12 protein-coding genes are annotated in these 11,443 nt (G+C 69.4%); 5 read left to right on the forward strand and 7 right to left on the reverse strand.

The window, feature by feature from the left end; genetic code table 11:
* Positions 1-24 precede the first annotated feature (24 nt).
* Entirely contained in the window at positions 25-1,902 is a 1,878-nt protein-coding gene (locus tag ACYQPG_RS09665; protein ID WP_461230806.1) for a methylmalonyl-CoA mutase family protein, read from the reverse strand.
* Between the two features lie 96 nt (positions 1,903-1,998).
* Entirely contained in the window at positions 1,999-2,802 is an 804-nt protein-coding gene (locus ACYQPG_RS09670) for an undecaprenyl-diphosphate phosphatase (protein ID WP_147905861.1), read from the reverse strand.
* A 255-nt stretch (positions 2,803-3,057) separates the two neighbouring features.
* Between ACYQPG_RS09670 and ACYQPG_RS09675 the strand changes: the two genes are divergently transcribed.
* From ACYQPG_RS09675 to ACYQPG_RS09685, 3 genes are read left to right on the forward strand one after another with little or no spacing between them, the layout of a single operon-like run.
* Positions 3,058-3,750 (forward strand): glutathione S-transferase family protein, encoded by a 693-nt coding sequence (locus tag ACYQPG_RS09675; RefSeq protein WP_007561448.1) that lies wholly within the window; start codon positions 3,058-3,060, stop codon positions 3,748-3,750.
* A 29-nt stretch (positions 3,751-3,779) separates the two neighbouring features.
* Positions 3,780-4,925 (forward strand): tRNA epoxyqueuosine(34) reductase QueG, encoded by a 1,146-nt coding sequence (gene queG, locus ACYQPG_RS09680; RefSeq protein WP_461232444.1) that lies wholly within the window; start codon positions 3,780-3,782, stop codon positions 4,923-4,925.
* Positions 4,922-5,785 (forward strand): SDR family oxidoreductase, encoded by an 864-nt coding sequence (locus ACYQPG_RS09685; RefSeq protein WP_461230807.1) that lies wholly within the window; start codon positions 4,922-4,924, stop codon positions 5,783-5,785. Before queG ends, ACYQPG_RS09685 begins: the two co-directional genes overlap by 4 nt.
* Here the strand turns inward: ACYQPG_RS09685 and ACYQPG_RS09690 are convergent, their stop codons facing one another.
* Genes ACYQPG_RS09690 through ACYQPG_RS09700 form a run of 3 tightly spaced genes read right to left on the reverse strand, consistent with a single transcriptional unit; the run spans position 5,786 to position 7,607 of the window.
* Positions 5,786-6,610: a metal ABC transporter permease gene (locus ACYQPG_RS09690; protein ID WP_147906000.1), complete on the reverse strand. Its 825-nt coding sequence runs from the start codon at positions 6,608-6,610 to the stop codon at positions 5,786-5,788.
* 47 nt (positions 6,611-6,657) lie between these two features.
* Complete coding sequence (locus ACYQPG_RS09695) at positions 6,658-7,476, reverse strand: metal ABC transporter ATP-binding protein (protein WP_147905859.1); 819 nt, start codon at positions 7,474-7,476, stop codon at positions 6,658-6,660.
* Complete coding sequence (locus tag ACYQPG_RS09700) at positions 7,473-7,607, reverse strand: hypothetical protein (protein ID WP_281407053.1); 135 nt, start codon at positions 7,605-7,607, stop codon at positions 7,473-7,475. The genes ACYQPG_RS09695 and ACYQPG_RS09700 overlap by 4 nt, the downstream gene beginning before the upstream one ends.
* A 124-nt stretch (positions 7,608-7,731) precedes the next feature.
* Between ACYQPG_RS09700 and ACYQPG_RS09705 the strand changes: the two genes are divergently transcribed.
* Positions 7,732-8,217, forward strand: a complete 486-nt coding sequence (locus ACYQPG_RS09705; protein WP_147905858.1) for a transcriptional repressor — start codon at positions 7,732-7,734, stop codon at positions 8,215-8,217.
* Positions 8,218-8,234: 17 nt separating this feature from the next.
* Here ACYQPG_RS09705 and ACYQPG_RS09710 read toward each other — a convergent pair whose 3' ends face one another.
* Together ACYQPG_RS09710 and ACYQPG_RS09715 are read right to left on the reverse strand one after the other, a co-directional pair.
* Positions 8,235-9,740 carry an undecaprenyl-phosphate glucose phosphotransferase gene (locus tag ACYQPG_RS09710; RefSeq protein WP_461230808.1) on the reverse strand — a complete coding sequence of 502 codons (1,506 nt, stop codon included), beginning with the start codon at positions 9,738-9,740 and terminating at the stop codon, positions 8,235-8,237.
* 440 nt (positions 9,741-10,180) lie between these two features.
* Positions 10,181-10,525 carry an antibiotic biosynthesis monooxygenase family protein gene (locus ACYQPG_RS09715; RefSeq protein ID WP_147905856.1) on the reverse strand — a complete coding sequence of 115 codons (345 nt, stop codon included), beginning with the start codon at positions 10,523-10,525 and terminating at the stop codon, positions 10,181-10,183.
* A gap of 484 nt (positions 10,526-11,009) precedes the next feature.
* Here ACYQPG_RS09715 and ACYQPG_RS09720 point away from each other — a divergent pair, with 484 nt between their 5' ends.
* On the forward strand, positions 11,010-11,420 hold the full coding sequence (locus ACYQPG_RS09720; protein ID WP_419830010.1) for a helix-turn-helix domain-containing protein: 411 nt from the start codon (positions 11,010-11,012) through the stop codon (positions 11,418-11,420).
* The last annotated feature ends 23 nt before the right edge of the window (positions 11,421-11,443 follow it).

An 11,443-nucleotide genomic window follows, 5' to 3' on the forward strand; every position in this document is an offset into this window, starting at 1 on the left:
GGGGCAGGCGGTCTCGTGATCGTCTCAGGCGGCGGGCGGCCGAACGGCGGCACGGAGGGCACCGTCGAGCAGGCTCACCAGATCGCAGCCGACATGCAGGAAGGCGTGGACGCCCGCCGCCTTCAGGGGATCGATCAGGTCCACCGGTTTGCCGGCGACGTAGATCGATCCGGCGCCGGCCTGCTTGAGGGCCTCTGCGGCCGCCAGCGCGTGCTCGGCGTAGAGAGCGTCGGTCGAGCAGATGCAGGCGAGCGGCGCGCCGGATTCCCGAAAAGCCGCCGCGAGGCCGGTCGGGTCCGTGAAGCCGTCGTTCGACACCGCCTCGATGCCGCCCGCCGCGAAGGCGTTGGCCGCGAAGGTCGCCCGGGCGTTGAAAACGGAGACCGTGCCGAGATTGGCGAGGAACACGGCGGGGCGGCGCCCGGATTTCGCCAGGACGGCGTCGGATGCGTCGCGCAGCGCCTCGAACGGCTCGGCCAGACGGATCGCCGGCAGCGCATCGCAGGCGACGGCCGAACCGGAACCGAAATTCGAGGCCGGGCCGGCGGTCACCGGCTTCACGTCCAGGACGGTGACCGGCTTCTCGGCGAGGTTCGGGAATTCGCTCGCGCCCGTCAGGGCCTCGCGACGGGTGGCCACGGCCTTGGCGCGGGCTTCGCGGGTCAGCTCGATGCGCCGCTGCAGCTTGCCGACGCTGAGGGAGGCGACGATCCCGCCCTCGGCCTCGATCGCCTGGAACGCCTCCCAGGCCGCCTCGGCGAGCTGGGCGGTCAGCGTCTCGAACCCGCCCGCACCGGCCGCCGGATCGCTGACCCGCGCCAAATGGGATTCTTCGAGCAGGACGATCTGGCTGTTGCGTGCCACCCGGCGGGCGAACGCGTCGGGCAGGCCGAGCGCCAGGGTGTAGGGCAGGACCGTGACGCTGTCGGCGCCGCCCATTCCGGCCGACGCGGCGGCCATGCCGGTGCGTAGGATGTTCACGAACGGATCGCGCCGGGTCATCATCCGCCACGCGGTCTCGGCATGGAGGCGCAGGGGCTTCGGATCCAGCCCGCAGGCCTGCTCGATCCGGGCCCAGAGCCGCCGCAGGGCGCGGAACTTGGACACCGTGACGAACTCGTCGGCATCGGCGGCGAGCAGCACCGAGATCCGGTCGCGGGCGGTGGCGAGGTCGTGGCCCGCGGCCTCCAGGGCACGCAGGTAGGTCACCGCGGTGGACAGGACGGCGGCAAGCTCCGCCGCCTCGCCGGCCCCGGCCTCGTGGTAGGGCCGTCCGTCGGCCAGGAGCGCCCGGCCGGTGAAGCCCGCGGCTTCGAGGTCCGAGACGGTGGCGGCCAGCCGCGGGGCGATCTCGGACCACACCGCGCCGAGGCTGCCGGTGGCGGCGAGCGTCCCGACCGGATCGATGCCGAGGTCGAGGTCGTAGGCGGAGAGGTCTTCCCCGCGGCGGGCCGCGAGGCCCTTCACCAAGCCGGCGACCTCCAGGCCGGACGCGCCCGCGTCGAACCGCAGGGCGATCAGCGGCAGCATCACGCCCTTCAGCACGGCGTCGAGATCCTCGACGCTGCGGGCGGTCAGGCCGTAGCCCCGGGCGCCAGCCGCGCCGGAGAACACCAGGGCCAGCGCGCCGGCGCCGCCTTCGAGGTCGGTCATCGCCTGGGTGTTGGCGATTGCGATCTCCGGATGATCGACCCGCTGGGATACGCGCCAGGGACCGGGCTCCCGGAACGGTTGCGCGGTCGGCGCGGCGCGCTCGTAGAGCGGCTCGATCCGCAGACCGTCGCTCGTCCGGGAGACCAGCCGTTTCTCGAAGTCTGCGCCCTTCAGGACGCTGTCCACGAGGCCGAGCCAGCGCGCCCGGTCGGCGGGCTTGAACAGGTCGGCGAGCGGTGTGTCGTCCATCGGAAAATCCCCGGGCGCGGCGTCTTGTGCACCGCTTTCGGGGACTTGCCTCGCACGCCGCTCGCCCGGAGGCAATCGCCTGTTGGGCGAGGATTGTTATCCGAGGATGATCAGCCCGGCGAAGCCCAATGCACCGACGATGATCCGCCACCAGGCGAACAGCCGGAACCCGTGGCGCGACACGTAGTCGAGCAGCACGCGGACCACGAACAGGGCCGAGACGAACGACACGATGAAGCCGATCACGATCAGGCCGATATCGTCGCGCGAGAGGAATTTGTAATTGTCGAACAGGTCCTTGGCGAAGGCGCCGGCCATGGTCGGCATCGCCAGGTAGAACGAGAACTCGGTGGCCGAGCGCTTGTCGGCGCCCATCAGCATCGCGCCCACGATGGTCGCGCCCGAGCGCGACACGCCCGGGATCATGGCCAGGCACTGGAAGATGCCGATCTTCAGGTCCATCGGCAGGGAGAAGTCGTAGACGTCGGTCTTCTTAACCTCGAGGTCGGTGTCGTCGAGGACGAGAAGCACCAGGCCGCCGGCCACCAGCGTCGCGCATACGATCCACGGGTTGAACAGGTAGGCCTTGATCACCTTCGAGAAGAGGCCGCCGATGATCGCGGCCGGCAGGAAGGCGACCAGGATGCCGATCACGAAGCGGCGAGCCTGCGGGTTGGTGGGGAGCGCGGTGGCGATGCCGACGAGGCGGCGGAAATACACCGTCAGGATCGCCAGGATCGCCCCGAGCTGGATCAGCACCTCGAAGGTGTTGTTGGGGGAGTGGAAGCCGATGAAGTGGCCGACCAGGAGCTGGTGACCGGTGGACGAGACCGGGATGAACTCGGTCGCGCCCTCCACCAGGGCGAGAAGGACCGCCTTCCCGATGCTTACCGGATCCATTGTCGAGCCTCGCGCCGCGGGCGCACGCCGGCCCGAACCAGGCGCGTCGCGAACCGTCCAAAGAATGTGCCCGGAGGCTTCGCCCATCAGGGTTGACGAGCGGTTACCGGAGCGGGCCGCGCGTGTTAAGGGCTCGGCAACGATCGAGCAATAACGCTCGCTCTGAAGTCCTGCGCGCCGAAATCTAACGCGCCGGGGCCGACGACCGGCGTGGGACTGTCCGCGCCGTCTGAACGCATTGTCCTCACGGCCTCAATGGCGACGCTCTACCACTTCCCCTTCTGCGCGAACTCCCGGTTCATCCGTCTCGTGCTCGCCGAGATGGGTCTCGAACCGACGCTGTTCGAGGAGCGCCCGTGGGAGCGCCGGGACGACTTCCTGTTGATCAATCCGGCAGGCTCCACGCCCGTGCTGCTGGAGCAGACCGGCCTGGTCGTGCCGGGCGCCGGCGTCATCGCCGAATACCTCGACGAGACGAGGGGCCTCGGGCTATCCGGCCGGCGCATGCTGCCGGACGACACGGTGGAGCGCGTCGAGGTCCGGCGCCTGCTGGACTGGTTCCTGATCAAGTTCGACTCCGAAGTGACCGGCTATCTGGTCAACGAGAAGATCTCGAAGCGCTTCATGTCGGCGCACGAGGGCGGCGGCCCGCCAGACATGAACGCGATTCGGGCGGCGCGCACCAACGTGCGCTACCATCTCAAGTATATCGGCTACCTCATCGCTCGCCGACGCTGGCTCGCCGGCGACAACCTGACCTATGCCGATCTCGCGGCCGCCGCCCACCTCTCCTGCGCCGACTATCTCGGCGACGTGCCGTGGGACGAGGACGAGATGGCCCGCAACTGGTATGCCCGGGTCAAGTCGCGGCCCTCGTTCCGGGGGCTGCTGGCCGACCGGGTGGCCGGCATGCCACCGGCGGCCCATTACGCGGATCTGGATTTCTGAGCGCACGACGGACCTATCACGGTGCCGACCTGCGCCGCCTCGTCGAGGGGCGGGCGCGCCATCTCGGCTTCTGCGGGATGCGGGTGACGCGGCCCGACCGGCTCCCGGACCTGCCCGCGCGCCTGTCGTCCTGGCTGGAGGAAGGCGCCCACGGCACGATGGACTGGATGGCGGACCGCGCCGACCAGCGCGCGAGCCCCGTCGGCCTCTGGTCGGGCCTGCGCAGCATCCTGGTCTTCGCCATGAGCTACCGCCCGGACGACGATCCGCTCGAACTCGTGGCCCTGAAGGAGCGCGGCGCGATCGCGGCCTATGCCCGCCGCCGGGATTATCACGACGTTTTGAAAGGCCGCCTGAAGGAACTGGGGGGCTACCTGTCGGCCAAGGGCGACGTCCGGGTGAAGGTGTTTTGCGACACCGCCCCGGTGATGGAGAAGACGCTTGCCGAGGCGGCCGGGCTCGGCTGGCAGGGCAAGCACACGGTGCTGCTCTCCCGGGAGCACGGCAACTGGCTGCTCCTGGGCGCGATCTACACCAGCGCCGAGTTCGAGCCCGACGATCCCGGGCGCGGCCATTGCGGCTCCTGCCGGGCCTGCCTGGACATCTGCCCGACCGACGCCTTCCCGGCTCCGTACCGGCTCGATGCGCGGCGCTGCATCTCGTACCTCACCATCGAACATGCCGGGCCGATCGCGACGGAGTTCCGGACGGCGATCGGCAACCGCGTGTTCGGCTGCGACGATTGCCTGGCGGTCTGCCCCTGGAACAAGTTCGCCCGGACCGCGGCCGATGCCCACTTTGCTGCCCGGGCCGACCTCGCCGCTCCGGCGCTGGCGGACCTCGCCGGATTGGACGACGCGGCCTTCCGGAAACTGTTCGCCGGAACCCCGGTGAAGCGCACCGGCCGGGACCGGTTCCTGCGGAACGTCATGATCGCAGTCGGCAATTCCGGCGATCCCCACCTCGCGGATGCGGCGATCGCGCGGCTTGCGGACGCCTCGCCGCTGGTGCGGGGCATGGCGGTGTGGGCCTGCGGCCGCCTGCTGGAGCCCGCCTCCGTTCAGGCACTGCGCCAACAGCACGAAGCAGCCGAGACGGATTCTCACGTTCGCAGCGAGTGGATCGCCGCCACCGCCTTGACGGAACTCCGGACCGGCGAGACATCCCGGGCATGAATCTCTTCATCTTCGGGCTCGGCTTCACCGGCCGCCGTTTTGCCGAGCGGGCGCGCGACCGCTTCCAGACGGTGCGGGGCACCGTCACCGACCCGGCGAGTGCCGCGCGCATCGCCACCGAGACCGGCTTCACCATGCGAGCCTTCGGGCCGGAGGCGGACGATCCCCGGATCGCCGACGACCTCGCCGACACCGACGCGCTCCTCGTCTCGGCGCCCCCCTCCGAGCGGGGCGACCCGGTGCTCCGGCGCTACGAGGACGCGATCGCGGCGAGCCGGGTCGGCTGGATTGGCTATCTCTCGACCATCGGCGTGTACGGCGACCAGGGTGGCGCCTGGATCGACGAGGCCACGCCGGCCGCGCCGCGCAGCGCCCGCTCCCGGATCCGGCTCGAGGCCGAGGCGGCCTGGTTCAATCTCGGCGCCCGGACCGGCAAGGCCGTGCAGGTGTTCCGGCTGTCGGGCATCTACGGCCCGGGGCGCAACCCGATCGTGAAGCTGCGCGAGGGCCGGTCTCAACGCATCGTGAAGGCGGGCCAGGTCTTCAACCGCATCCATGTCGACGACATCGCCACGACCCTGATGGCCTCGCTCGACCGTCCGAGGCCGGGGGCGGTCTACAACGTCACCGACGACGAGCCGGCGCCGCCTCAGACCGTGACCGAGCACGCCGCGGCGCTCGCCAGCTTGCCGCTGCCCCCGGAGGTCGACTTCGAGACCGCCGACCTGTCACCGATGGCGCGCAGCTTCTACGGCGAGAACAAGCGCGTGCGGAACCGGCTGATCCGCGACGAACTCGGCGTCGCGCTGGCGTACCCGACCTATCGCGAGGGCTTGGCCGCCCTGAAAGATCAGGCCTGATCAGGCTTCCAGGTGCCGCGGCCGGACGAGGCGGCGGAGCAGGCCGCCGCGCGGGCCGGCGAGCATCGAGACGATGTAGAGCGCGCCGGCGGCGAGCACGATGGCCGGGCCGCTCGGCAGGTCGAGCTGGTAGGACAGGCTGAGCCCGGTCACGCTCGCCACCGCGGCGATCAGCATCGAGATCGGGATCAGGCCGCCCAGGTCGCGCGCCCAGAATCGGGCCGCCACGGCCGGCAGCAGCATCAGCCCGACCGCCAGCAGGGTCCCGAGCGCCTGGAAGCCGCCGACGAGGTTCACCACCACCAGCGCCAGGAAGGCGAGATGCACCGGGCCGCCGCTGCGGCTCACCGTGCGCAGGAACAGCGGATCGACGCATTCCATCACCAGCGGCCGGTAGATCGCGGCGAGCACCACCAGGGTCAGCGTGCTGATGCCGCCGAGCAGGATCAGCGCGGCGTCGTCGAGGGCCAGCACCGAGCCGAACAGGAAGTGCATCAGGTCGATCTGCGAGCCGCGCAGGGAGACCAGCAGAACGCCGCCGGCCAGCGAGATCAGGTAGAAGGCTGCGAGGTTCGAATCCTCGCGCACCACCGTGGCCCGGGTGACCGCGCCGGCGAGAAGCGCCACCGCCAGCCCGGCGACCAGTCCGCCAAGCGTCATCGCCGGCAGCGACAGGCCGGCGACCAGGAAGCCGGCTGCGGCACCCGGCAGGATCGCGTGGCTCATCGCGTCGCTCATCAGGCTCATCCGGCGCAGGGTCAAGAAGACCCCGACCGGCGGCGCAGAGACCGACAGAGCGAGGCAGCCCGCCAGCGCCCGGCGCATGAAGCCGAACTCCACGAAGGGCGCCAGAAGCGGCCCGAACGGATCGATCACGCCGCGTCCTCGTGATGATGATCGTGGGCGTCCGGGCCGTGCGACCCGTGATCATGCCCGCGCGCGTCGGCTGTCCGGGGCCCGATGCAGACCGGCGCGTCCTCATCCCAGGCTTCGGAGAGGTTGCGCGCACGCGCCAGGTTCTCCGGCGTCAGGACTCGGGCGGTCGGCCCCCAGGCCACGGCTTCCCGGGCCAGCAGGAGCGTGGTCGGGAAATGCTCGCGCACCTGGGACAGGTCGTGCAGAGCGGCGACGACGGTACGGCCCTGGCCGTGCCAGAGCCGGATCAGCGCCAGCAGGTCGTCCACGGTGCGGTTGTCGATCCCGGTGAACGGCTCGTCGAGGAGCATCACCGGGCAATCCTGCAGGATCAGGCGGGCGAACAGGGCCCGCCGGAACTGCCCGCCCGAGAGGGTGCTGATCGGGCGCGCCTCGAAGCCGCCTAGCCCGACCGCCTCGAGGGCCGCCGCGATCTCCGGCCGACGCCGGCCCAGGCTGCGCCAGGATCCGGCCTTCCGCCACAGGCCCATGCCGGCGAGGTCCATCACGCTCAGCGGAAAGCTCCGGTCGATCTCGTCGGCCTGGGGCAGGTAGGCGAGGGCGCCCGAGCGCTCGATATACCCTTCGAGGCAGCGGATCTCGCCGGCCATGCCCTTGAGCAGGGTCGACTTGCCGGCGCCGTTCGGCCCGACCAGCGCCAGCAGGTCGCCGGCGCGCACGGTCCCCGACAGGTGGTGGATTGCCGGATGCCGATCGTAGCCGAGGGTCAGGCCGACCAGCCGGATCGCATCCTGCATGGCGGGACGGTCGCTCATGCGGCCAGCGCCCAGGCGATCGCCAGCCAGACCACGACCGACAGCGTCACCGCCAGGGCGAGGCGTGGGCCGATGCCGCTGCGGAACAGGGATCGCGGAGCCGCTTGGCGTGGGCTGGAAATCGGGGGCAAGACGTCCTCGTCGCGCGCTCGGGCCGGCGCGGGGACCGGTCGGGCTACTGGTGCGTTCCGGGGCCGCGGTGATACACTGTAACAAACCCGCCGGACAACTGGCGGTTTCGGGGTTGGAGCGATCATGCACCGTCACGAGGGTCACGACGCGTGCCAGGCGGGCGTCGGCGACATGCTCGCGCGGGCGGAAGCCGTCTGTCGCGAGCGCGGGCTGCAATTCACGCCGCTGCGCCGTGAGGTGATGGAAGCGGTGGCGGAGGCCGGGAAAGCCCAGGGCGCCTACGACATCGCCGAGAAGCTCAGTGCGCCGGGCAAGCGCGTGGCGCCGGTCTCGGTCTACCGCGCCCTGGACTTCCTCATGCAGCAGGGCCTGGTCCACCGGATCGCAAGCCGCAACGCGTTCATCCCCTGCGCCCACGGGCATGCCCCGGGGGAGGGGGTCGTGTTCCTGATCTGCCGCACCTGCGGCGGCGTCGACGAGGCCTCGTCCGAGGAACTGGAAGACGGCCTCGGCCGCACCTTGAAGCGGGCGGGCTTCACGCCGGCCCACAGCATCCTGGAAGTCGAGGGTGATTGCGGGGCCTGCCGGGAGCGTGCTCAGGAAACCTGAGGCGCGTCCCGGGTCGTTCAGCGCGCGTTCTTGTAGGCCCGCCGCGAGACGATGGTCTGGACCATGATCTGGAGATCGAACCAGATCGACCAGTTGTCGATGTAGTGCAGGTCGCAGGCGACGCGACGTTCCATGTCGAGGTCGGTCAGGGTCTCGCCGCGATAGCCGTTGACCTGGGCCCAGCCGGTGATGCCGGGGCGCACGTTGTGCCGCCGGGCGTAGAGCGCGATCCGCCGCTCGAAGCTGCGGTCATGCGCCAGGGCGTGGGGGCGCGGGCCGACCAGCGACATCTCACCCTTGAGGACGTTCAGGAGCTGCGGCAGCTCGTCGAGATTGGTCCGCCGCAGGATCGCGCCGACCTGCGTGATGCGGCTGTCGTTGCGGGTCGCCTGCTTGAACACCGCGTTGGCGTCCGCTCTCATCGACCGGAACTTGAACACGCCGAAGGGCTGCTGGTTGAAGCCGTAGCGCTTCTGGCGGAAGAAGACCGGACCCGGGCTGTCGAGCTTGATCGCCACGGCGATGGCCGCGAGCAGCGGCGACAGCGACACCAGGGCGATCGCCGCCACCGTGAGGTCGAGGGCGCGCTTAAGCAGGATCTCGGTCACGTTGAGCGGCCGGCGTCCGATATTGATGCCGGAGACGCCGCCGACCCGGGCGACCTGCATGTCGGGGAACCGGTCGAGGACGCTGCCGGGCCGCAGGTGCAGGGCCGACGGTACCCGCAGGAACGCGTCGATGCAGCGCTCGACCTCGGCTGTGTCGGTCCACGGCACCAGCACGAACACGTCGTCCGGGCGCAGGAACCGGACCACCGACACGGCGAGGTCGAGATCCTCCTGGAGCTGATCGTGCCGCGACACGGTGTCGGCGCCCGGATCGACCCGGCGCAGGTAACTGGTGCCGACGATCCGGGACCCGAGCTGCTCGGCCTCGTGGCTGGCGTAGAACCGGGCGATGTCTTCCTCGTACCCCACAAGGTGGACGCGGCTGGCCGAGGCCGATCCCGCCGTCAGGCTCCGGCGCACCAGGCGGGTCGCCACGGTGCGGGTCAGGAGGAGAGCCGGCAGGCCGAGCAGGAACGCCGTGATCGAGACGATGCGCGAGTAATCGTTGGTCGTCTTGGTGAGGAAGCCGACCACAAGTACCGCCGCCCAGGCGACCAGCCAGAGCGAGGCTATGCGCTGGACGTTCAGCTTCTGCGCCATGATGCCGTCGAGGCTGTAATCCTCGCGCAGGATGTTCGAAGAGACGATGATCGCGCTGAGCAGCGCGGCCAGGCGCAGGCCCCGGAAGGCGGTCACCCACACGCTGTCGCCCTCGAAGGCGAGCTGGTAGCCGAACTCGACGGCCAGGATGACGGCGACGATCGCCGCGATCTCGGCCGCGGCCAGCGACGACGACATCACGATTCGCGCGAACGCCCGACCGCGGCGCGGCAGGAGCGCCGACCACACGCTGCGACGGCGTTCGGCCGAAGTCGGAAGGGGCTGGAACGTCTCCGGAACCCGCTCGTGAAACATGTTGCCCGCCGCGTCCCGGTTTGATCGGACTTTGTACCGGTCTGAAACACGAAAGATTTCAGCGCCGGCATCTGCCGATGACGGAGCAAGGGGTGAGCCGCGAAATCCGGTAGTCCGGCTGCTTCGGGGTGGCCGCCCATGTAAGCGAACGTCTGCCGGTCGGCAATACATGGTAAATGCTGAGTCACCAGAATACGGAGACATGCAGTGCGTGACCGTTCGACGGCTTGATACCAGCAGTTGCGTGGTAATGCCGGGACGTTGCTGAAGGGTTGAATTCTGGCGGACCAAGAAGCTTGGCCGAGTCTCGCGGTATCCCGGACACAGGGGCGGCGCGGTTCCTGCGCGCGGCCGTCGACGGGGTCGCCCAACCTTACGTCGTCACGCCGCCAGACCACATTTCGGTCCGGCGGCGGGTCATGAAGGCAGTATCTGCAACGTCAGGCGGTGGCGGCCTGCTTCGCGGTCTCGGCGCCGCCGACGGTCTGCACCATCTCGAAGCCCTCGAATTGCGGGTGTCCGAGATACAGCGGCTTGGTCGAAGGGGCCCGGCTGTGCGCCTTGCGGAACTGCTCGGAGCGCGTCCAGGCCTCGAATTCGGCGCGCGAGCGCCAGACGGTGTGGGAGGCGTAGAGGACATGATCCTCCTGCTCCGGCCCACGCAACAGGTGGAATTCGACGAAGCCATCCATCTCGCCGAGATGGCTGTCGCGCCCGAGCCAGACGGCCTCGAAGTCCTCGGTCGCATCCTTAACGACCTTGAAGCGATTCATCGCGATAAACATGCTGTTCTCCGTTGAGAGGCTGAATTTAGGCCCTGAAGCCGGTCCGGGCGAGCCCTGCTGCGGCGACGGGGCGCGCGCGAAGCTCTGCGCAGACTTATCCGATCGACATTTCAGCAACAATGTTTCGAAGATACGCCAGGTTAAACCACAAGATGTATGCTTAGACTTGCGGAGCTTAACAACTTCGTGTCCAATTGCGGGACGGTCCATATTGTGTCGCAGTCGGGGTGTCATCCGATTGCTATACCGCTCGCAATCGACGCGAAAATTTGTTCGGCGCACGGGAGCAAGTGACAATAAGGGCTTAGAGCCGGTACCGTTTGCAATGCATTCGGTTGCTGCTCTAGCGTGCGGCACCGCACGTTAGGTATAGGCGCGTTATGAGATTGAGGGTCGGACGGTGAAGCGGCGCGATGGCGAGGCGAGAACACCGGATCCGCAAGGGGACGCTGTTCAAAGCGCGGACAAGGACGTGACCAGTCAGATCATGCCGAAGCAGACCACCGACGTCGATCGTCTGGTCGGTATTCGCATCACCGCGCTGCGGAAGGCCCGCGGCCTCAGCCAGACCGCGCTCGGCAACGCCGTCGGCGTCACGTTCCAGCAGGTTCAGAAATACGAGAAGGGCCAGAACCGGGTCGGTGCGGGCCGGCTGCGCGAGATCGCGCGCCTGCTCGAGGTGCCGGTGTCGGCCTTCTTCGAGGAGAGCGAGCCCCGCGAGAACGCCCAGGAGGACGTGTTCGGCTTCCTCAGCGCCCACGGGGCGATCGAGTTGCTGCGCGCCTACGCGCTGATCGAGGACGAGCAGATGCGCCGGGACGTCCTGGCGCTGGTCCGGAGCGCCGCGCGGCTGGCGCAGGCCCGCACCGTACCGCCCGCAGCCGATCCGGTCTGAACGGTTTCGACCGGGGCGGTCCC

Source organism: Methylobacterium sp. CM6246, from assembly GCF_054818005.1.